14 protein-coding genes and 1 pseudogene are annotated in these 23,780 nt (G+C 48.7%); all 15 read right to left on the reverse strand.

Annotated features, from left to right (window positions below):
• Positions 1 to 36 precede the first annotated feature (36 nt).
• A complete protein-coding gene (locus tag ASG89_RS00120; protein WP_057308287.1) occupies positions 37 to 855 on the reverse strand; it encodes a carbohydrate ABC transporter permease in 819 nt (272 codons plus the stop codon).
• Positions 855 to 1,724, reverse strand: coding sequence for a carbohydrate ABC transporter permease (locus tag ASG89_RS00125; RefSeq protein ID WP_057308288.1), 870 nt, complete (start codon positions 1,722 to 1,724; stop codon positions 855 to 857). Before ASG89_RS00125 ends, ASG89_RS00120 begins: the two co-directional genes overlap by 1 nt.
• Before the next feature lie 78 nt (positions 1,725 to 1,802).
• A complete protein-coding gene (locus ASG89_RS00130) occupies positions 1,803 to 3,164 on the reverse strand; it encodes an ABC transporter substrate-binding protein (RefSeq protein WP_057308289.1) in 1,362 nt (453 codons plus the stop codon).
• 114 nt (positions 3,165 to 3,278) lie between these two features.
• Complete coding sequence (locus ASG89_RS00135; protein ID WP_057308290.1) at positions 3,279 to 5,093, reverse strand: sensor histidine kinase; 1,815 nt, start codon at positions 5,091 to 5,093, stop codon at positions 3,279 to 3,281.
• Between the two features lie 108 nt (positions 5,094 to 5,201).
• The gene (locus tag ASG89_RS00140) at positions 5,202 to 7,808 is read right to left on the reverse strand and encodes a glycoside hydrolase family 78 protein (protein ID WP_057308291.1); all 2,607 of its coding nucleotides are present in this window, start codon (positions 7,806 to 7,808) and stop codon (positions 5,202 to 5,204) included.
• Between the two features lie 198 nt (positions 7,809 to 8,006).
• Positions 8,007 to 10,406, reverse strand: a complete 2,400-nt coding sequence (locus ASG89_RS00145; protein WP_057308292.1) for a glycosyl hydrolase family 95 catalytic domain-containing protein — start codon at positions 10,404 to 10,406, stop codon at positions 8,007 to 8,009.
• Positions 10,407 to 10,451: 45 nt separating this feature from the next.
• Positions 10,452 to 12,500 (reverse strand): beta-galactosidase, encoded by a 2,049-nt coding sequence (locus ASG89_RS00150; RefSeq protein WP_057308293.1) that lies wholly within the window; start codon positions 12,498 to 12,500, stop codon positions 10,452 to 10,454.
• A gap of 160 nt (positions 12,501 to 12,660) precedes the next feature.
• Entirely contained in the window at positions 12,661 to 13,314 is a 654-nt protein-coding gene (locus tag ASG89_RS00155; RefSeq protein WP_082592581.1) for an SGNH/GDSL hydrolase family protein, read from the reverse strand.
• Between the two features lie 197 nt (positions 13,315 to 13,511).
• The gene (locus ASG89_RS38495) at positions 13,512 to 13,883 is read right to left on the reverse strand and encodes a putative collagen-binding domain-containing protein (protein WP_414813232.1); all 372 of its coding nucleotides are present in this window, start codon (positions 13,881 to 13,883) and stop codon (positions 13,512 to 13,514) included.
• A pseudogene (locus ASG89_RS35995) lies at positions 13,857 to 14,879 on the reverse strand (DUF4038 domain-containing protein); the annotation flags it as partial. The gene ASG89_RS38495 and the pseudogene ASG89_RS35995, both read right to left, overlap by 27 nt.
• Before the next feature lie 168 nt (positions 14,880 to 15,047).
• Positions 15,048 to 15,824, reverse strand: a complete 777-nt coding sequence (locus ASG89_RS00170) for a response regulator transcription factor (protein WP_057308296.1) — start codon at positions 15,822 to 15,824, stop codon at positions 15,048 to 15,050.
• 123 nt (positions 15,825 to 15,947) lie between these two features.
• Entirely contained in the window at positions 15,948 to 19,802 is a 3,855-nt protein-coding gene (locus ASG89_RS00175) for a hypothetical protein (RefSeq protein ID WP_057308297.1), read from the reverse strand.
• A gap of 171 nt (positions 19,803 to 19,973) precedes the next feature.
• Positions 19,974 to 21,536 (reverse strand): extracellular solute-binding protein, encoded by a 1,563-nt coding sequence (locus ASG89_RS00180; protein WP_057308298.1) that lies wholly within the window; start codon positions 21,534 to 21,536, stop codon positions 19,974 to 19,976.
• 118 nt (positions 21,537 to 21,654) lie between these two features.
• Complete coding sequence (locus ASG89_RS00185; protein WP_057308299.1) at positions 21,655 to 22,536, reverse strand: carbohydrate ABC transporter permease; 882 nt, start codon at positions 22,534 to 22,536, stop codon at positions 21,655 to 21,657.
• A 19-nt stretch (positions 22,537 to 22,555) separates the two neighbouring features.
• Positions 22,556 to 23,548, reverse strand: a complete 993-nt coding sequence (locus tag ASG89_RS00190) for an ABC transporter permease (protein WP_235549526.1) — start codon at positions 23,546 to 23,548, stop codon at positions 22,556 to 22,558.
• Positions 23,549 to 23,780 lie beyond the last annotated feature (232 nt).

Raw genomic sequence — 23,780 nt, forward strand, 5'->3', positions numbered from 1 at the left:
TCCTATCCCTCCTAAAAGCACTCGATGATGTTCTGATCAACCTTTCATAGAACCTGCTGTCAGCCCATCAATAATATAGCGTTGGAGCAGCAAGTAAATAATGAGAATCGGTGAGATGACAAGTATCATGAAAGCAAACACGACACCCCAATTCGTACTGTACATCGTTACAAAATTGAAGATTTGCAGGACAATTGTCCATTTTGTGCTGTCTGTCATCAAATAAAACGGCCCAAAGAAATCGTTCCAGACCGATACCATCACGACGATCGATACCGTCACTAGCACTGTGAGCAATAGCGGCAAAATGATTTGCCAATATAGCCGGAAATAACTGCATCCTTCTAACAGCGCCGCTTCATCCAATTCTCTCGGTATTGACTTCATAAAACCTACAAGTAAAAACACGGCAAAAGGCAGCAGTACCGCTGTATAGTACATAATCAAACTGAAATATGTACCTCGAATATGCAAATCGCCGAGCAGCTTAATCGTTGGTACGATGGACACCGGTACAATTAAGCCCATGATGAACATGTAGTAAGCCCCTTGCAAGAACCTGTTATCTCTGCGTTGAATGATAAAAGCAGCCATTGAGGCAAATACATTTACACTGAAGACAACCAAAACTGAAATCAAGATACTATTCTTGAATCCTCGCCAAATATTGGCTTGCTGAAAGACCTCCTTATAATTAGAGAACTGCCAACTCGACGGAAGGGAAAGGCCGAATAGCGCTGATTCCCTAATATCTTTAAATGAATTAAACAATATCATCAGAAACGGAATGATAATAAGACAGGCTAAGCAAATAGCGACGATTTCCAGAATCCAGAGTGTCCACTTTTTCTGCATCACATTTCGACCTCTCTCTTCTTCATCGCGACAAGCACAGGGATGCCTACGATGCTCACAAGAATGAACAAAACAACGTTAACTGCTGTCGCATAACCGAATAAACCCGTACTGAACATTCCGCGAATATAGGTATAGAAGACTTCAGTGGTGTATCCAGGACCCCCTTCTGTCAGAACCATAACCATTTCGAACACCTTCATTGACCCAATCATGGAAAGTAGCACATTCACAGTTAGTGCTGGAGCTAGCAACGGGAAAATAATGGATCGAAAACGTTGCCAATATTTCGCCCCGTCCATGGCGGAACTTTCAATTAAATCCTTCGGAATAAATTGCAATCCGGCCAAATACACAACCATGGAGAATCCAGCAACACGCCACAGATCGGTAACGATGATCGAGAATAACGCATACCTAGGATCATTTAACCAATCATGTACCAGAAATTGAAGACCTGCTTTGTCCAAAATGGTATTGACAATGCCGTGCTCAGGGTGATAAATCGCTCGAAAAATATAGCCTATTACAATCGGCGCAATCACATAAGGCATAAAGAAGATCATGCGCAGTAAATTTCGCAGTTTAAGTGCTTCATTTAAGATTAAGGCCAAACCTAATCCCAAAAAATTTTGCATCAAGGTGACGACCGCCGCAAAAATAAGTGTATTCAACAGTGCCGTTTTCAACCGTGGTTCTTTGAAAAGCTCGATATAGTTATCTATGCCATTAAAGCGAATTTGCTCTGCATTTATGTTCCAATCCGTGAAGCTGTAATAAAACCCAATGAGCGTTGGGGTAATAAAAAACAATAGAAATATCGCGAGAGCCGGGAATGAAAAATAAAGCGGATATCTCATTTTTCCCATCTCTTCTTCCCTCCTTTACGCTAATGTTCCGGTCGGAAGCAAGTACCGACCGGATCTACTTCTTGGATTTACAACAGCTTACTTAAAGCCGTCCAGCAGTTTAGCTTTCCCGTCTTTCTCATAGTTCGCCGAGAATTCCTTTAGCGCTTTATCCACATCGCCATCGATGAAGAAGGTTTGCAATGTTTTTTGGAAATCAGCAAAGGTTGGTGTCAAACGGTTTTGTACGTTAATTTTCGCTTTATTCGCATCTATCAAATCTTTCACTGTTTGCTGTACGGGATACAAACTGCTCTTAGCGCCTTGGAAAATCGGGATACCTGGGCTCGTTGCGTAGTAAAGATCAACCATCTCCGGCGAAATCATGAATTTGACTAGATCTGCCGCCACATCCGCATTTTTGGCTTTGGTTGGAATCATCAGTTGATTCGGCGGTGTAATCATCGCTGTGCCCGCATCCGTTGCGGAAGGGAATGGGAAGAATCCGATTTTATTCGTTACAAAATCTTTGCCAAATTTTTTCTCTAATTGCGGTATAATCCCATCTAGCATAAACGCCATGCCAACTTTGCCTTCGCCCATCAAATTTTGCAGCTCATCAAATGTGCCGGCAAGTGGGTTCGGCTGCAACAGTCCGAGATCTTTAAGTTCCTTTTGTTTGGCAAAAAGGTCTTTTAGTGCCGGAATATCGGCTAGCTTGAGCGCATTCTTCTCTATATTTTGTACGCCTGCGTCCCCGATTGCCGGATCCACATTCGATACCCATCCTGTAAAGTAGAATACTTGCGGCGGCCAGCCGTCTTTGACTCCTTCATAGAATGGCGTGACTCCTGCTGCCTTGATTTTCTTAGCGCTTTCGATCATGTCCGCATAGTTTTTCGGAGGCTGAACGCCCACCTTGGCAAATACGTCTTTGTTATAATAAATGCCCATCATCCCAGTAGCACCGAAAGGGACACCATATATTTTCTTACTCGTATCGGATTGAAAATCTTTCATCGTCGGAATAATGCGATCCCATACCGTTTTGTCACCCGACCACTCGCGAAGCGTTTCAGATGCTCTCAGTTTAACGTATTGCTTAGGTCCAGGCTGCATGAGGAATAGATCTGGAAAGTCTCCAGTAGAAAAGCGCGTTTTCATCATGTTGTCGAAATCGCCGCCAGGCAGTGCCTGCAACTCGACCTTATTGCCCGTTTTCACTTCAAACTCCTTAAAAATCTTAGTAAAAGGTGTTGCATCAACTGTATTTGCAATCGCAAATGTCAGTGTGACAGGATCTTTCTTCGTGGGAGCAGGTGTTGATGCGGCTGCTGTTGTTGCTGGTGTCGTAGCTGCTGGCGTGCTGCTCGCCGTGCTTGCGCTTTCACTTCCGCAGGCCGTTAATGTCATTACTGCCGCTATTGATGCAGACAATGTTACCGTTTTCATATTCCTCATTTTCTGTAACCCTCCTTTAGTACTGCTTACAGATTTGATTATATTGCAAACGCTTACTTCAGCTCCATGCACGATAACGACTTTATATGTTGAAAATTCCTACATCCCTACTTCCTAACCTAATTGAGAGGCTAGCTTCAAGGTTACGCCAGTCCCTTCGCCTTTCTTACTTTCAATGCCAAATTGAAACTGTTCGCCATATCGTATCGTATACCTCGCATACACATTCTGAATACCGATACCGCCGCTTGCGGCAGACAGCTTGTAATCCTCCTGATAGAGCGGCTGACTTAGAGAAGCCAGGATTTGTGCTAGACGTTTCTCAGAGATACCTACGCCATCGTCGTTGACTTGGATATAGACCCATTCGGCTTCCTTCCAAGCCTTAAGTTGAATCGTACTTTTCCCTCTTTTACGTTCGATACCGTGAAATACAGCATTTTCTACTAACGGCTGTAAGGTCATTTTTAACATGGGATAGTTGTACAAGTCTTCTTCGATTTCTACGCGATAGTCAATTTTACCGTCAAATCGAATGCTTTGGATATTGATATACGCATCGATCTGAACCAGTTCTTCTTGGAGTGTGACGATTTCGTCCGAATTCTTCGTGTTATAGCGAAACATATCGGCTAAGGACTGCGACATTTGGCCAATTTCCTCAACATCATAATAATCTGCCATTGCTTTAATGCTATCGAGTGTGTTGTACAGAAAATGCGGATTAATCTGGGAGTAAAGCATAGCAAGCTCCATCTGCTGCAGTTTAATTTGATATACATACTTGGTTTCAATCTGTTTCTGCAATTCATCCTGCATGTCATTGAAATTCATCGCGATTCGGCCGATCTCATCTTTTCTTTGAATATCGACCCTCACGGAGAAATCGCCGCGTTTTATATGATTGACGGTTTTGTATAGATGAAGAATCGGATTCGTTATGCTTCTACCGAACAGTACAGATAAGATCGCCGTCACGAAAAAAGCAGCCAACGCTGTCCAAATAGCTGTCGTCTTTATCGAATTTAGCGAGCTGAATATTTCTTTTTTAGGCATGATAAGCACGGTTTTCCAGTTGGAGTAGGAAGATCGCGTGTATGAAACCAGCTGGGTCCGATCCCCGCCACCTGTCCAAAATTTTCCCCCGGCCTCCTTCATCTGGGATAATGTGTCCACATCGATGGCGGCTTCATGACCTTCTGCCGAGTCATAAATCGGAATATTAAGCTCATTCAAAATAAGAAAACGACTGTTCTTCGTCAGGTCAGAACGCTGACCGATCCCTTTAAACAGGCCAAAATTATAATCAGCACGCACGACGATAAAACCGATCGGATTGGAAAAATCGCGAATTAGCATCGAGGTGGAATAGGCAGTTGAATTCTCCTCCTGTCCGTTTAAGGAAGAAGAGCTGAAAAAGTTCACAAGACCATCTTTCGCAACCGTCTGCTTAAACCATTCCGAACTTAATACCTGATTAGGACTTCCGAATGAGGTATTGTCGGAGGAATTGAGCAGTTCGCCGTTGCTGTAAAAAATTTGAAACCGTATAAAATCCGGAATCGGCGTAATGTTAAAGCTTTTTAAAAATAAATCCCCTAACTTTTGCCGAAATAGAAATTTATTCTGATTCTCCATTGCTGGATAAGCATTAATGTTGTCAATGTATTCCTGATTATAATAAGGTGCAAGGAGCAGATTTCGTTTATTATGAAAATCATTATCCATATTGAACTCTATTTGCCGGACGATTTGGGAACTGGCGGTTTCCACGCGTTCCGCCATGGAATTATAAGAAATGTAAAATGAAACCGTACCGATTAATGTAATGCAGAAGAGAATGATAATAAAATAACTCAATAACAGCATCGTCCGAATTCTCGGAAATAGGTTCTCTAGCTTCTTTCTAAACCTTTCTATCCCATGCATTATGATGACCCGCCTCCACTTTCTATGCGAAAACAGCCGGAATCAGATGGAAGGCAGCAGCACTCACACCTTCTTACTAATTCCGGTCAGTCCAAAAGAATCTCGCCCTTATTTTAACATGGAAGCGTTCGCAAACATATAACTTCCTGATCCGATCCTATGTGTCGTCTCTGTTTGACCAGGAATATGGATCGTTGCTGTCGTATTGGCAGGAATATCGACATGTAGATGGTAGTCCCCTTCATCCGATAGATGCCACTCCACTTTGATGCATCCGTATAACGATTCATAACTTGCCTTTACCCAGCTTAAGTTCCCACCAGGCTTAGGCCTTATGATCACATGCTGAAATCCAGGTAACTCAGAATCCGCTTCAATGCCAGCCATATATCGGAACATCCACTCACCAACGGAGCCAAGAGAGTAATGATTGAATGAATTCATCGAAGGGGTCTGAAAGCCCTGCTCCTCCGTCCACCCATCCCAGCGTTCCCAGATCGTGGTTGCACCGTGTTTAATCGAATACATCCAAGATGGGAACGCTTCTTGCGTAAGCAATTTATAAGCGACGTCCAGACTGCCGTTATCCGTCAGCGTTGGCAATAAGTAGCCTACTCCAAGAAATCCCGTCGACAATCGGTCCCCACGCCGCTGGATGTCAGTTACAAGACGCTCCAGCGCTTGTTTCCGCTGATCTTCCGTTAAGAGTCCGAATTGTAGCGCTAAGACATAAACCGTTTGTGTATCGCCGTGAATTTGACCATCATCCGCGACAAAAGCTTTGCGGAAAGCGCTAGCTATATCTTCATATAAGGTCTGGTATTGGTCCGCATCGTGGGTTTTCCCCAATACACCTGCAATTTGTGCAATCAGCTTCGTGCTGTAGGCAAAGTAAGCGGTAGCCAACACTTCGTTCGGCGTGTCAGCACCTATCGATAGCCAGTCGGCATAATTAGCATAACCAGGGCGTACCAGCTCATCGGTTGTGTTTTTTAAATAGTTCACCCATTTGACCATGGCCTCGTAATGCGTTTCAAGGATCCGTTTATCTCCATACATTACATAGAGCGTCCATGGAATAATGACGCCGGCATCTCCCCAACCGGAGTTGTCCGGTGCGAACCAATTCAGCCTCGTACTCCAGTTCTTATAGCGGATCCAGCCAGCATCTGGAGCCACATCGGTAAAAGCACCTGACGGCTGCTGACAATCCACCATATCCCAGACATATTTACTGAAAAACCGGGATACATCCATATTGTAAGCTGCTGTACGGGCAAAAATTTGTGCATCACCCGTCCAACCTAGCCGCTCATCCCGTTGCGGACAATCCGTCGGTACGGATAAGAAATTACCGCGTTGCCCCCAAGTGATGTTGGAATACAACTGATTCACCATCGGGTCTGATGTCTCCAGCTTCCCCGTGACTGGCGTATCAGAATGAACAACCTTCCCTTCGATCGTATCCAGATTAGGCTCTCCTGGATATCCAATCAACTCCACATAACGAAAGCCGTGGAACGTAAAGTGAGGCTCATAGCTCTCTAAACCGTTTCCATTCAAAATGTAATGATCCTGCTGGCGAGCTTCGCGCAAGTTCTCTACATACAAAGTGCCGTCCGGATTCAACATCTCTGCATGACTTAGCATCAGTGCGGTTCCGCGTTCACCTTGCACCTTCACTGCCGTCCAACCGACCATATTCTGGCCCATATCATAAATGTAGGTACCTGCAGCTGTCTTGTTGATGCTGATCGGTTTTATCGTTTGTGTTATGCGGATTGGAGGTTCAATTGCAGCCACAAGTAGCCCGTTATATCCGGCACGTACATCCGGCATTTCCCAAGACGAATCATCATAGCCAGGCTCATGCCATCCGATTAACTCCTCTCTGGCATCGTAAGCTTCCCCTTTGATCATATCGGAATATTGAATAGGTCCTCTGTTCGTCATCCACGTATGATCCGTTAAGATCCTTTCCATTGTTCCATCTTCATAATCAATGGTTACCTGCATGAGGAAAAAAGGTCTTTCTCCATATACTTTATCTCCGAGAAAACCAACAGTTCCGGCATACCAACCGTCCCCCAAAATAACGCCAAAAACATTATCGCCAACTCTTATTTTATCTGTCATATCTACGGCTTGAACTTGTACGCGGATGTTATAATCTGTCCATCCTGGAGCAAATCGATCGCCGATCCGCTCACCATTCAAATTCAACTCATATACACCTAATGCTGTAGCGTAAGCGATAGCCCTGCGCACCTTTTTCTTGACTTCAAACGATTTTCTAAAAAAGGGGGAGGGCTGCATGAGTATGCCATGCTCGGACCTGCGTCCGATCCATTGCGCCTTCCATTCACCGCGTGATAAAATCCCCATCATCCAATACGCCGTCTTGCTCCATTCAGATCGCTCATCCGCTCCGTCCCAGATGCGAACCTGCCAATAATACGCTCCTTCAGATTGAAGTGGTTTACCCTCATATTGCACATGAGTAGAAGCGTTCGAGCTAACTTTGCCACTATCCCACATGTCTGCTTGGTTATGCTCAAGCTTATCAGGTGAAGTAGCAACCCTAATTTGATAAGCGCTCTGCACCACCCCACTTTGAGCAGCGTGCAATTGCCAGAATAGCCGGGGTTTAAGGACATCGAGGCCAATGGGATTATGTGTATATTCGGTTTTACAATTTGAAACGCGTATCGTCATTAGGTACCCCTCCACTTACGGTGTCGTTGCGTATGACTCGTTATGCTTTTTCGCCTCTAACATCTATCCTTTTAAGGATAGTCTACGAATAGGAGTGATGACCATTCAAAAATCCGACTACTTTTGTTATCAAATCTGTGCTTAAACACGCCAGAATTTTCTACAGTCCTTTGCGCCTTATTCTTTGGCAAGGACGATCTATTTGGAGCTAGTGTGTGCAACGTTAGCAGTGATCGTGTAGCTTCGGCCAGCTTCGGCCGTGAACGCGATCACACCATCTTCTACCTGCTCCCAATCTGCGACTTCTACCGCAATTGGCACTGCTGTGCGCACTTGGCAGCGTCCAGACTGTGAAGTTCGGATAGCTGCGCTCCGCAGCTTCCCATCCGCCCAGTCCAGATCGAGCTCGTAACCGCCACGGGCGCGTATCCCGCTAATCCGGCCAGTAGGCCAAGCTTTCGGGAGCGCAGGCAGCAAATGCAATTCGCCAGCATGGCTCTGCATGAGCAGCTCGGCGATGCCTGCCGAAGCGGCGAAATTGGCTTCGATTGTGAGCGGATAGAATGTGATTTTGGGATGGCGGTGCGCATTGAACAGGTTCGGAAATGGATTGCCCAGCAGCTTTGTCAAATATGAATGTGCCATCTCCGCATCCTCCAAACGCGCATACATGCTAATATTCCACGAATAGCACCAGCCGATCGTATCCTCGCCTTCGTGTACACGACGGCGATCTAGGCTGACACGGGCGGCCTTTGCCAGTTCAGGCGTACCGCGAACCGTAATCAGATTTCCCGGATGCAACGGGTACAGATGGGCGGTATGTCGATGGCCCGGCTCTGCTTCTTCAAAGTCGCGATACCATTCCTGCAATTGGCCGTGCTGACCGATTCGCAGCGGAAGCAGCCGCTCCAGAGCATCCTGCAATGATTGTCTGAACTCCGTATCCGTTTTCAAAACACGCGCAGCTTCGATACAGTTCGTGAACAGCTCACGCATAAGTGCGATGTCCATCGTGGAGCTCATACTTACCGCAGCCCGTTGTCCATCAGGTGCAAGGAATGTATTCTCCGGTGACGTCGACGGCACCGAGACGAGATTCCCTTCACCATCCTCCACCAAGTAGTCGAGACAGAACAGTGCCGCTTCCTTCATAATCGGATAAGCCTTATTCCGAAGGAAATCCTGATCAACGCCGTAAGCGTAATGCTCCCACAAATGCTGGCACAGCCATACGCCGCCCATCGGCCAGAACGCCCAGCTTGCCGATCCTTGGGAAGGACTCGTATTACGCCACAGATCGACGTTGTGGTGCGAAGCCCAGCCCCGACAGTTATAATAAGCCTTTGCCATACGCGCTCCGGCGATTCGCAAATCTTCCAGCAAATCGAACAGCGGTTCGTGGAACTCCGCGAGATTGCAGACCTCAGCCGGCCAATAGTTCATCTGAGTATTAATATTCGTCGTATAGTTGCAAGACCATGGCGGCTTCGTCATATTATTCCAGATGCCCTGCAGCGTCGTCGCCTGCGTGCCAGGACGCGAAGCACTTATCATCAGGTAGCGGCCGAACTGGAAGAATAACTCAGTAAGCCGCTCATCCGCTTGACCTGCCAGTACGGCCGCGATCCGTTCATCGGTCGGGATGTCATCACGGCTTGGCGCGTCAAGCTCCAGTATCACGCGATCGAAGTACTGTGTGGTGTCCGTTATATGGCGTTCCCGCAGCTCGGTGTAGCTCAGCTTCGCCGCATCATTCAGCCATGCGTCACAACGCGGTCGCGGGTCCACCCCTTCGAGAGCGGGATCGCGGTCGAACCCGTTAAAACTGGTCGCTGCGGTTAACAGCAGCGTTACTGCATCCGCTCCTTTTACGACTAGTCTTCCGCCATGCGTCTCGACATTTCCACCTTCAAGGATTGCCTGAAGATGAACCTGAAACTTGATGCCTTTATTTTCCTCATAAACGACTGTATCTTCCGATAGTTCTTTCTCGTGATCCAGCAGGCTAGGCGCTGCACCAGTCAAGATGATGCGGTCGACTCCAAATTTCCGGGCGCCGTAATTAAGCCGGCTTGTGAGCGCCGCCTCCAGCCCGATTGCCCCTGTACGGTCGGCTTCGAGCCGCACCGCTATCACCTGATCGACTGCTGACGCGAACACCTCCCGCTTTATCCGCACTCCGCTCGACAACACATATTCGGTCCGGCATAAACCGGTGCGCAGATCAAGCTCACGCCGATAATCTTCCACCGAGGAAGGATGGTTCATAACGATCTCCAGATCGCCAATTGCCTGGAACGCATTGCCCACCGGCCCCAGCATATGCTCTTCAATCACTGCTTGAGCATCGCTGTAGCGGCCTGCGAAGATGAGCCTGCGGCTCTCCTCTAAGTAGCGCAACAGTTCCTCGCGCTCTACCTCCCGCTTCGTACCAGACCACAATGTATCCTCGTTGAGCGCAATCTGCTCGCGTTTGATACCGCCATAGACCATGCCGCCCAAGCGGCCGTTGCCGACAGGCAGCGCCTCGACCCACTCCTCAGCCGGTTGGCGGTACCACAGTTTCATGTGCTTGCAGCCTGTATCGTCTTTCATTGGTTCAGCTCCCCTGTAGTTGTGTATGGTCTAACACTGCGTGTCTTACGCATGAACGAGCGCCATAATCCGGACATCCAACCCAGCAAGCAGCACCGTGCCTCCGTGTGAAGTACCGCTTAATAAATCAACATAGGTGCCCGCACCGATCTGAACCTCAGTCGAAGCTTCGTTATGATTAAGCAAGAACAGGAATGCTTTTCCGTCTTTGACACGGACGGACACCTCCACGCCAGAAGGCGTATCCAGCAATGGCTGTATGCCGCACGTTTCACACAAATGCCCGATCAGTCCGCTCAGCATAGATGGCTCCGGCGAGGTCGCTATGTACCACGCCTCGCCCGATCCGCGTCGGTTGCGCGTAATGGCAGGGAAGCCTTGGTAGAAGTCGCGCTCGAATACAGCAAACGGCTCTGCGCCCTCGGCATGAACGACATCACACAACACGCCGCAATCGTATGAGCCTTCCAGCTCGCCAAGCTGCGATGTCATGACGACGCGATTTCTCTGATGTTCCATCGGTGCATCGATCTCCTCCACCCATATACCGAGCAGCTCGCGAAGCTCGCCTGGGTAACCGCCAGGCGTAACCAGATCGCTCTCGCCCACGATGCCGCTAAACGTTGTGGTAACGAGCGTGCCGCCTTGCTCCACGAAATGTTCCAAACGTGCGGCATAGCCCGAATGAAGCAAATACAACACCGGAGCAACCACAATCTCATAATCAGTCAGAGCCGTTTCCACGCTGATCATATCAACCGGTATGTTCCGGCTGTAGAAGGCGTCATAATACTTCTCGACTTCTATGACATAGCGCAGATCCACGGTTAGTCCACTGGAATGCTCTATCGCCCACCAGTTATCCCAATCGAACACGATCGCCGCCCGAGCATCAGAGCGAGCGCCAAGCAAAGTATCGCCTAGCTTCTGAAGCTCACTGCCGATCCGGGCACATTCCCGGAATACCCGGGTATTCTCATGGCCGGCATGATCGATCATGGCCCCGTGGAATTTCTCGAAAGCTCCGAGCGAGCGACGCAGTTGGAAGTACATAACCGCATCCGCACCGCGGGCGATTGCATGATAACTCCATAGTCGATTTATGCCAGGACGCTTCAGTGCATTGCGGGGGCGCCAGTTCAGCTGGGTCGGGCACGATTCCATCAGCATGAATGGGTCTCCGCCCTTCAATCCTCGCATCAGATCATAGCGCATCGCCATCTGGCTCGGGGTCATGTCGTCTGCGGGATACATATCGAGCGCAATGACATCCAGTTCCTTCGCCCATTTGAAATAATTAAGTGGCTTATACGTGCCGTTGCTTTGAAAGTTCGTCGTCACAACCGCATCCGGATTTACGTCCTTGATGGCGTCCCGTTCCAGCTTGTAACAGGCCAGAATGGCATCCGAATTAAAGCGGTCATAATCGAGCGAAATGCCTTGGAAGGCGGTATCATCTGGATTGCTCGAGCTTAGGTGCTCACTAAGCGCGCTCGGCAGCACAATTTCGTTCCAATCATAGAACGTATGGCCCCAGAATCGGGTATACCAGGCGCGATTCAGCTCCTCGAGCGTGCCGTACCGTTCGCGAAGCCATACACGAAACGCCACCTCGCAGTTGTCACAATAACATCTCAAACCGTATTCATTATTGACATGCCACAGCAGTAATGCAGGATGATCCATATAGCGCTCCGCAAGCTTGCGTGCCATCCGCTCCGAATATAGCCGGAAGGTTGGGCTGTTCGGGCAAGAATTGTGCCGGCGTCCGAATTTTCGCTTGCGGCCGTCATGCTCAACCAGCGTGACATCGGGATATCGCATCGCCATCCATGCAGGATGAGCCGCTGTCGACGTACCAAGGCAAACCTTAATTCCCTGTGCATGAAGCTTATCCATCATCTCGTCCAGCCAGTCAAAGCGATACGTGTTCTCATCCGGCTGATTAAGCGCCCACGAGAAAACGTTGAGCGTGACAATATCAACGCCGGCGATCTGGAACAGCCGCATGTCCTCATCCCAAATTTCGCGTGGCCATTGTTCCGGGTTATAGTCTCCTCCGTACATTACCTTCGGTAAGTTCTCCGTAAACATCAGCTATTCGTCCCCTTAGCTTCAAAGAATCTTTTGAGCTATTACGTGTAGGTAAGCGCTATCTTTTCTTATAATTGTAATCGGAAAAGGCAAATACGATTGAGTATAAGCCCCAGTCGTACCGATCTCATTCCCGGCGGTAAAACAATTGTGATACCCTTCAATGGATGCGAAGACCGCTTTGTTGAACGACAGATAGCCATTGTTTAGCGATCAAACCGTGTCCCGCCGCCGTCGGGTGAACCCCATCCCATATCCAGTACGACGGTTCTGCCAACATGCAAGCCTCATTAAAAGTGGACTGCAGCGGAACGAAGACGGCTCCGAATTCGTCGGCAAGCTTCCTCACGATATCTTGATAGCGCACGATCCGTTCCTGCCAGATTTCCCATCTATCCGAGACTGGAGGAAGTTTGAGTATAAACGGCTCGCACAGCACGATACCTGCTGCCGGAAGCACTTCAGACGTCTCCTCCAACAGATGTCGATAAGCCCTCTCGAACCGGTCCGATGCACCACCGTGTCCTCCGTTGACGATCCGCCCGGCGTCATTGACTCCGACCAGGATGCTTATCACATCGGGCCGGAGACTAATGGCGTCCTCGTTCCACCGGGCGTACAAATCGAAAACGCGGTCTCCGCTGACACCCCGGTTGATAAACAAGGGCTGCTTCTCGGCCAGCTCAAGCCCCAGCTTGCTGGCTATAATGTAAGCATAGCCATGTCCTAGTATATGGTTAAGATCATCGTTGCGTCCCCTGCCACCGTCAGTAATGGAATCGCCTTGGAACAGAATCGTCTTGTATTGCGGCATATTCTTCAGCACCACTCTATCTTCTCCTCTATAAATAATTCGGCTCCGTAAACATCAGCTATTCGTCCCCTTAGCTTCAAAGAATCTTTTGAGCTATTACGTGCAGGTAAGCACTATCTATTCTTTTAATTGTAATCGCAGAATTGCAGTAATACAGCGTTCATTATTAATGAATTTGCTGTAGATTTGGTACATAATTAGCGTAAAAGAGGGAGACCTGGCGCCGCAAATCCTTGATCGACATCGTCAAGCACCAGCACCCAGTCGTTGCCTGGTACGCATACAGTTGGAGGAACGAACTCTTGCGTTCCCTCGTTGTCCACTACACCAGCAGATTCACTTTCACCTGTTCGCGGATTGAACCACCAAACCGCAGCACGCTTGCCGGAGAATAGACCAAGCCGCAGGGTGATCGTCCGGCCCGTATAGGTGTACGCCATCAAATAACTTTTTCCCAAGTTCACGAATAAACGATCGTATCGGTAACCTGGATCGCCGCAAATCGCCGTTTCGTCTGGCGTCCGCTCATTATGAGGTCTAGATAGGAACAGGTTCTTCAAATGGACCATCTGCTTCGCGCCGTCATCATTAAGCGCATCGATCCAGCTCCGCGTACAGCCGTATGCGCCGACTCCCCGCTCCTCTGTGTGGAACTGCATGACCGCATTGTGTCCGTATGTATGTCCGAATGCGCCTGCGAACACTGCCCAATAGGCATAACGCCTTACGTCGTCTGCCTTCCATCTTGGAGCTTCCAAGTTATGCAAGCCATGTGGAATATCCTCATAAGACGGCTCGCCATCTATCGTCGGCTTCGCTGGTACTTTGGCCCAATCCATGTGCACAAATCGTCAGTTGTCTTCGCCAACTAACGTGTCGGGATTGTCCTCATCCATCTGTTCATAGCTGCGATGCCCTGACTGAAACATATTGAAGTCGAGCCAATCCTCGCTATGGAACCACGTCGAGGACTGTGTCCGCCCATACGGATGGAACGTCATCAGGTGATCTGGAGCAGCCTTCCGTATCGCACGTCCCATATTGAGCCATACATCCATATTATCGCTGCCACGGATATCGCCTCCATTCATCCAGATCACGTTAGGACGATCCTTGTAGCGATTACCGACCCATTCGCCGTAACGCTCTGCTGTCCCGGCATTGGTTGAATAATGCTCAACAACGCTGCCCCATACGGGGACAAGCGCGACATACAGCCCTTCACGCTCTGCCATGCCGATCACCTCATCCGCATATGACCAATAACTTGTAAACGCTGCAGATTGTTCCGCATCGGGATAGTCCAAATCGAGATCTCGGAAAGGCAATCTTCCGTAAGCGTTCTCAGAATTCAGATCATGCACAAGCATGATCTGGATGACATTGTAGCCCTTGATTTTCCGATCAAGCAGATAGGTTAGCGCCTGCTCCCTCGTCGTCCGCTTTAAGAGCAGCCATGCCGTATCTCCCAGCCAAAAAAACGGAGTACCGTTAGCATGCTGCAAATAGCGTCCGTTTTCCGTAACAATTAGTCTGCCGTTATCCCATAATTTATGATTATTCATTTCAATTACCTCCTAGTTCAACTGCGATATACAATGAGAGCTTGATGCGTAATTACGCTCAAGCTCTCATTGTTTGGGATTACTGATCATCTCTCTGCCTGATTCCCCAACCAACGCAAGTATCCGCCGTTCCAGCAGTTTCAGACCATTTACAACATTTTGTATTGACTAGTGCATTTTGTAGTGCTGCCGATATTCGCTCGGCGTGAGACCGCAATATTTTTTGAAAACGCTGAAGAAGTGTCGGACGCTCTCGTACCCAACTTGCTCGGATATACGGTGTAAGGAATCCATCGAATCGCCCAGCATCAGTAACTTCGCCTTCTTAATGCGGTACAGATGTAAATAATTGATCAGCGTCAGCCCAGTCTCTTTTCGAAAGAGCGAAGATATATAATTAGGATGTAAGTATACATGCTCAGCAATTTGATCAAGTGAAATATTTTCCTTATAATGCGTCTCGATATGACGGATAATTTTTTTGACGTTTTTGGACATTTGATCGTAGTCAACGCCTGGGACACTTTCTTCCCAATCTAACGAAGCTTGAGAGGTAACCTCATCTTCACTTTCCAGTAGCTCAAGCGACAGGTTCGACATCACATCATAAAGCTCTGCCTTATTAATCGGCTTTAACAGATAATCAATCACTTTACAACGTATTGCTTGGTGCAAATAGGTGGGATCATCGTATCCGGTCAAAATTATGAAGCGATTGCACAGGCCTCGCTCACGTACTTTTCGTATCAGTTCTAGTCCGTTCATTTCCGGCATTTGAATATCCGTAATAATCAAATCGGGACGGAAGTTCTCCAGCTTTTCAAGCGCATCAAATCCATCATACGCACTGACGATCTGCGAGCATGGTGTCTGCCCTTTCTCAATGATATTCATCAGCCCCTTTAACATAAAGGGCTCGTCATCTACGATCATCAGGTTAAGCATGCTATCCCTCCTCGTACTTTGAGCTGTACTATGATCATCGTGCGGTTGCTGACATTGTATAGCCCTTGAATTTGACTTACCATTATTGGAATTTTATTCTATCGATTCCATTCGCGCAAGTTGTTATTTCGTTGCGTACAGGCGAACGGGGCCGTACAGGCCGCCGGCTGCAAACGCCTTTTCCCAATGCTCAGGCATTGACTCAGGCTGCCAGTAGGATACCTTCGGATTCGTGGATCCACCGACATTGCTTGACGGGCGGCCGATTTCATAATGGGTCCCCAACGTGTTCGTCACCCGAATACGCAGATGATGCGTTCCCGGGCCGAAATCAAGCTTGAATCGATATGGGCCCCATGCGCGTACACCGAGCGGGCTGCCATTCAGCCATACCTCTGCCGTGCCGCGAACATGCCCCAGCTCAAGTACCGCACCATTGTCTTCTTTCCATTCGACCATCGATTCATACTCAACCACGCCACTATGATGCGGCAGGCACAGCGCCGATCTCCAATCGCCTAGTTCTCCTTGCACAGGCGCAACTTCGAACCGAATCGGCGCGAGCAGCACGTCCGTCTCTGTACTCATATCACTTGGCACGATGCGAAGCGCAGCCATTGTATTTGCCGATTGTGCTTCGAATAGTGCCTTGCCGTCACGCATTACCTTCCGCTCGCCGTCTATCCAACATTCACACGCTCCGGCGCAGATGACCTGAAGCGCCGTGGCGCCCGCCGGGAGTGGGAAGCGCAGCCAGATCGGTTTCCCAAGCTGAGATGTGTCGCGGACGAACGGCAGCGGCTGAGACATCGGTTTGGCATCCGGCATCAGCCAGCTGACATTCGGCAACGGATGTGCACGGACCGGAAGCCACATCGTCTCCGTCTCGGCAAACTGCAGCACTGCTTCATGCAAAACCTCTGCAGGCTGTCCCTGTTCATTTAGCCACGATGACCCAGTGCAGAACATTTGGCCCCTTCCATCCACACGCTCGATCACGCCGTCTACCATTGCCACACCTTGACCCTCTGGCATGACAAGCTCGATGGTATTGTCGCCACCTTGCCAATACCTCGTCAAATCAATCTCTTCTTGACCCTGCCGGATATACGGATTGAAATCGCCATGCTCGGTTATATGCTTGCCGTTCACATAGAGCGCAACGCGCTCCTTAGCACAGAAGATGGCGCGTACCCGACTGACACCACTGTTCTCCGGCTCGGAAATCGTGTACGACAACCGAGTTTTCGAATTAGGGCTAGAAGAATAAATCCACTTTGGCAGCGGCTCTTGCTCTTCCGCGCACAAGGTAACCCCTGCGCGAATCAGCCCACCCGCCAGCGCCTCCGCACACAGCAGTAACGAATTGGCTCCGTGCTTCAGGTTCACGGCAGCTGTCTGCTCCTCAGGACCGCCGCTGCATGTGATCCTTTCTCCATTCACCCATAGGGCTATTGCCGCATTGCTCTCTGTGCGCAGCCAGTACGTCCCAGCACTCGGCGCTACTACATTCGTCCTCGCCCATACCTGATCACCAAGATCCGCCATTCCCAAATTTAAGAATTTGCGGGGAACCCGGCCCATCCGCCCCGCCCATGTCCGGAACGACAGGTCCCCCAGCGTATTGCTGTAGACGACCCGCCATATGCTGCCTGCATCAAAGCTCTGATCCCGAGATGCTTCCCAGTAAGCAGCCTCGCTCCACAGCCGCTTCATCCAAACTGAATCGTCAAGAGTGCTCACATGCCAGTTAGCTGCCATGCCGTCTGCTTCGCTCTCCTCGCACGCGACAAGCACCTCGCGGCGTTCGATCGGCGCAAAAGCAGTTTGACCGCCATGTAAATCAAAATCCCCATAACGATTATCAAGCGTTGGTACAGCCAGTACCTGCCAGTCATGCAGCTCTGCCACCGGTTCCTTCTCTGCAGGAAGTGCCGGTACTTCCGCCGGCAACGCCATTCTGTCCGATGGGGGCGTGGAATGACCCAACACTCCAGCCTCCGTTGGAACCCATGGGCATACGACGAATGCCGCTGGCCAGCTGTCGAACACCACTTCCAGCTCAACCCATTCACCGTCCCTGCTGAATGAAAGCGGGGATACCTTCCCACTAACCGGATCCCACAGCTGCGGGTGGCCTACAGTGCGCAGACGATAACGCGCGCTCCGCGGAGGAGGCACCCCCTCTCCAGATGGTTCGTGCATCGGCAGCAGCTCTCCCGTTTCTGGCAGCAAAAGGAATATATCTGCGTCCGCTATCCTGCGCATCAACGGCATATTCGGCCCTTTTGCGCGACCCAGTGACTTCGATTCAAGGATTTCTAACGCTTCTTGGACGGAGCTGACATACATAGCACCCTCCAGCACCGGATCATCCTCTCCGCACTGTACAGCAATAACTAGACCGCCGGTTTCAAGCCATGCGTTCACCTTCGCTAGGGCAGCATCATCCATAATCGTGGTGCCGCATAGCAATAGTGCAGAGAACGATTCGTCGCCAATTCGGAGCTTATTATCCGACAACTTCGCAATCTCCAAAGCGGAATCGTCCGTCACATCAAAGTCGATGCATGCGGAGCGAAGCGCACCTGGTTTATTGCGCTCCTTGCGATTCCAGCGGCCTGTCAGCGATTGGTAGACCTCTTGAACATGCCCGATCCGCTTATGCGGCATCATGTTGGCGACAGCCATCGGATGCTGGAGCGGCCCTCCGTCTGACAGCGACATCCAGCCGCATGCCGCGTGCGAAGGATAATGAACCGCGACATCGGCAACATGCGTTCCTTGCGTTAACAGCCAACACGCGCGGCTGACTGTATCGGCAAACACGCCATAATGTTCATAATACGGCTGACGCCATCCCGTATCGGGCGGCGCCCACTCCCACCATCCGCCACGCGTACTGTAATAGACAGAGTGCGGACTGTAAAGCGTCACACCAGACTGCAGCCAAGGCACTAGCCAGTGCATCGTCTCCTCCATCGTTCCGCCCCAACCGCTCGTATGGAAAGACTCCAGAAACACGCGTTTGCCCCCGTGCAAATGAACCATCGAAGCATGCGGCTTAATCTCGCCGTCCATATCGCTGCCAGCTGCATTATACCAGCGATGCGTGCGCATATAATCCAGATAAAGCCGCTGCGCACCATGCAGATCGGCGCGGCGCGCAGGCCCGGCCTGGTCGCAGCACTGCAGCATATTATGGCGCTTGTGCCACTCATATTGCAGCTTGAACACCGCTTCCTCCGCCAACTCGGTCGCTAGTTCGTAAACTCGCCTGCGTATAAGCGAGGCTCCCTCTATATCCTCGAACAGGGCCGGCAAGGCTGCAATCAAGTCCTCGCCATAGCGTTCGACATATAGCTTGGGAAGGCTCTCTGTCCATAACGGCATCGATGGAAGCTCATCCTGGAAGCTGCCGCCAATCGTCAGGCCTAGCTCACTCGGAAAACGCCGCTCGAATTCGCCATAAATCCGATCATACAACTGCTCTGTCGCGTGCTTGTCAAGCCAGTTAAATCCTTGCCGAACCGTTATGTAACGGTAGCCGCCGCTCTCAGTTAGCAACTCTGCACCTTCAGACAACTCCTCGCCATGTGCAAGTCTGCGTAGCTGGTAGCCAGCCAATTCCGGATGCTCCGCGACAAGGTGAGCTGGGAAGTTCGATCCCGAGAAGCCGATTTGGTCGTAGAAGAAAATACGCATACCTAGCCTCTGCGCTTCCCGCACAGCCACTTCGAACATAGACCACCAGCGTTCGCTAAAGTATGGCGGATCGTCGGCAACGCTGCCGTATTGCGGACCCGTCGGCGCAATATTGATGATGCCGATATTGCGCAAGCCTCCGCTGCGGAATTTCTGTAATTGCCATCGTACGCGTTCCGCTGTTACTTCCTCCGCACTCCACCACCAAAACGGCACTGGACCGTAGTCCGGATCTGGCGAAGCAAACCCCTCTCGCAGATTCTTGTAATTCATGTAAGGTTCCTCCTGAAAATGAGAAAAACTTCTATCGAAGCCTTTCGATGATGAGCGACCGCGTTTCTAATGTGGTCAAAAATAAATGGCTCGACTCAATGGCCGAAATATTTACGCATTTCGGCCATATCGGCAAGCATCCAATTTTGTAGTGTCTACATCAAGCTACGATTAAAAGTTTTTCTGATATTCTTTGTACTTCGCAGTAGCCCAAGTTTCTAGCTTCGCCAGTCCAAGACTTTCAGCCTTCTTCAGTAATGCGTCGTATTGAGCTTTGGCTTCTGCTTCGGAAGCAGCCAAATAGATTTTCAATTCCTCGGTCGTAACCATGTTTTGGATTTGAGCTTCAATCACTTGCTCTTCTGTATCCGGTTCTGTAGCAACTAGACCCAGTGCAGGGTTGAACTTAAGAGCGGCCCTATTAGCAAGACCCCATTTCGTCATTTGAGAAGTCGGGCTATAACGTTGTAGTGCTTCGTTAACGCCGCTGCTGCCAATCAGCCCCCACCAAACAACACCCATTTTCTTTTGAATTTCAGCGTTGTTGAAATCATATTTCATAACCGGATATTTCTCTGCTTCGTTATATTCCCAATCTTCGCCCTTAATACCGTAAAGTCCAAGCTTTTGTCCTTCTTCACTGTACATGAACTGCAGGAATTTAATTGAAGCTTCTGGGTTTTTGTTCTTTTTCGTAATATACATGCCTGCCCAGCCGGATCCACCCATCGGAACACCCGCTTGGTCGCTAAGCAGCTTCGTCACTTGCGTCATTTTGAATGCTGCCCCAAGTTTTTCCAATTGCGGGTTGGTCGTATCCGCATTACCGTGGCCATGGGCAAAGGCTTTACCGTTCAATACCAATTGATCATCTTGCTGAGCGTCCTTAAAGGTGAAGTTCTCAGCCGTCATATATCCTTTGCGGTACAGATTGTTCATGTACAGGTAGTAATTCAAATAGTTTTTATCTTTCAGGTAGTATTTCGCAGCACCATCTATGTCCACGAAGCCTTTGGCTTTCTTCAATCCGAAGTTGATACGTAGATTTTGACCGATTTGATCTTTATCCCACACGAGCGGCGTCATATCCGGAAACTGAGCTTTCACTTTGCCCAGAACCGCGGTAAGATCATCCAAGTTATTCAGTGAAGGATTACCAATTTTTTCCATAATGTCTTGGCGGAAGGTCATACCGCTCGTGCCTGGTATTGCTTTTGGATTATCTTTCCATTCTTGCTCCGTAGAGTATGCATTTCGTATCGTATAGAAGTTGCCGTCTGGCATCGTGTTGACGCCCATACGTTCTTTACTAATTTTGAAATCCGGCGCATACTTCTTGATTAAGTCCCCCAATGGATAGGATACATTACTGACGGCCATGCGCGTCAGATCAGTAGCTGTATATACCAAATCAGGTAAATCGCCTGAAGCGATCAAAAGCGGAAGCTGTTTATCATCCGTAGCAACCTGAACGTTCAGCTTAATTCCGGTTTTCTTAGTAATTTCTTCCGGAACCTTGCCGCTCCAGTCTTTCAGAGACCACCATGGCATATTGACGAATACCGTAAGCTCTACAGGTTTTTGGTCAGCTTTCTTGGCTTCTTGCGTGGCAGCTGGTGCGGTACTCTCTTTGCTAGGTTCCGGACTGCTGCCGCTGTTGCCGCTTGAACAGGCTGTAAGTAACATCATCCCTGCAAGCGCTATCAACCCTGTCGATTTAAAAACCTTCTTCATTGAATTGCCTCCTTTTTATATCTACCTTATATATGAAACGGAATAAAACCTATTTTTTATTTGTGGTTTTATTCCGCGTTCCACCAACGTCATACACTAGAAATCAAACGAATGCTGCTTAACCCTTTACAGAACCGATCATAATTCCTTGTACAAAGTACTTTTGTAAAAAAGGATAGACAAGAAGGATCGGTATAACCGCAATAACCATCGCTGTCACCTGGATCGAGAAGGTTGTCACACCCGTAACGGCCGCAGCGTAATCCGCAGAAGCCATATCCGTTGGAATCATACCCTGATTGATAACTTCCATCATACGGTAGGTTAATGGCCGGAGCGAATCCTTATTGACAAAATAGGCCGAATCCATCCATGAGTTCCATTGGCCAACGCCTATAAACAATCCCATTGCAGCAATTAGCGGTTTGGAGACGGGTAGGATTATTTTCAAAAAAATAGTTAAATCCGAAGCCCCATCTATTCGCGCCGATTCCTCCATCTCCGCAGGGATCTCACGGAAGAATGAGACTGCAATAATGAGGAAGAAGATTGTCACTGCACCTGGAACAATATAAACCCAAAATGTATTGAGTAATCCTATGCTGCGCAGTACAACGTAATAGGGGATCAGTCCGCCTGAGGTGTACATGGCAATGATGAAGAATGAAAAGTAGAACTTCTGAAACACCAGATTACGATACGCCAGACCATACGCTGTCAAACACGTAAAGAAGATCGTGACGGCCGCTCCGATACCTGTCCTTATCACGGAGACTCCAAAAGACTTAATCCACTTCGGATCGCTGAGAAACTTGTCATAATTGTTTAGGGTAAAATCCCTTGGCCAAAAATAGATGCCGCCCAGCGTGGTGTCAAGCCCGTTATTGAACGAAATAATAATTAAATAGTAAAAGGGGTACATCGTAACCAGTGCGATAATAACAAGCAAACTTATATTTACGATATCAACGATGCGATCTTCGATCGTTCTGCGATGCATATTTGACTCCTTTCCGCTGTTAGAACAAGCTGTTTTTGGTGACTTTTTTGGACAGGTAATTGCTTCCGAATACAAGAATGATAGCGATTACCGATTGTATTAAGTCGATTGCCGTCGCATAAGCGTATCGTCCTTGCGCTAAGCCCATCTTAAACGCATACGTTTGCAATATTTCCGAGCGTTCATTATTAATCGAATTACCGAGCAAGTAAGATTGCTCAAAGTTGGATCCAACAAGGCCTCCGCCGAGCATGCTTCCAACTGCAAGAATAAGTACGACGATAATCGTGCCACGGATGCCAGGCAGTGTGATATGCCAGATACGGCGTAATCGACCGGCTCCATCCATCTCGGCCGCATCATACAACGTAGGATCAAGACCGCTGATCGCTGCGAGGAAGATAATCGCCCACCAGCCCGCCTCTTTCCACATGGCCGTCGTGACAGCTAGTCCCCAGAAATAGTCCGGACTGGACAGGAAAGGAAGTGAATTCTTCACAAGTCCTAATCCCTTCAATAAATCGTTTACAATGCCATTGTTGGTCGACAAGAAGACAACGAGCAACCCGGAAACGACGATCCACGAAATAAAATGAGGAAAGTAGCTGACTGTCTGTGCGAAACGCTTAAAGAACTGATGCCGCACTTCGTTAAACATAATGGCCAATAAAATTGGCATCGGGAAGGTAAAGACTAATTTCAAAAGACTGATTGCCAGCGTATTCGTTACAATGAGCTTGAAATTGTAAGCGTGGACAAACTCCTCGAAATATTTGAGCCCTACCCATTCACTGGTAAAGATCCCTTTAATGCCACTCGAGATTGAATAATTTTTAAATGCCATCAAAATGCCGAACATCGGCAAGTAATGGAAGATGAAGACAATCAGCATTCCCGTTATAACGAACAAATGAGCATATTTCTGTTTCACAATTTCACGCCAGATGGATCGTTTCACCACCGTGAGCTGCTTTGTCCGATGCGTTGTGCCTACCTTCGTTAGCTGCTCCAAACCATCCTCACTCCTCCCTCTTCCCCCGACTCAAGCTGCCGCTTGGAGAATATGACTTTATTGTATAGTCGATAGATTGAGATGAATAGTGTTGAAAACTTATATTCCAGCGATCATTTTTAAGGTATTTGTAAGCGTAATCAAATTTCAATGTTTCCAAATTTGTGAAGTGAATATTTTAAATTTCCGTATTCATTTTATGTGGAATTTTGACATCAGCGATTATGATTTG

Origin of the sequence: Paenibacillus sp. Soil766 (genome assembly GCF_001428105.1) — a bacterium.
Taxonomy (GTDB): Bacteria; Bacillota; Bacilli; order Paenibacillales; family NBRC-103111; genus Paenibacillus_E.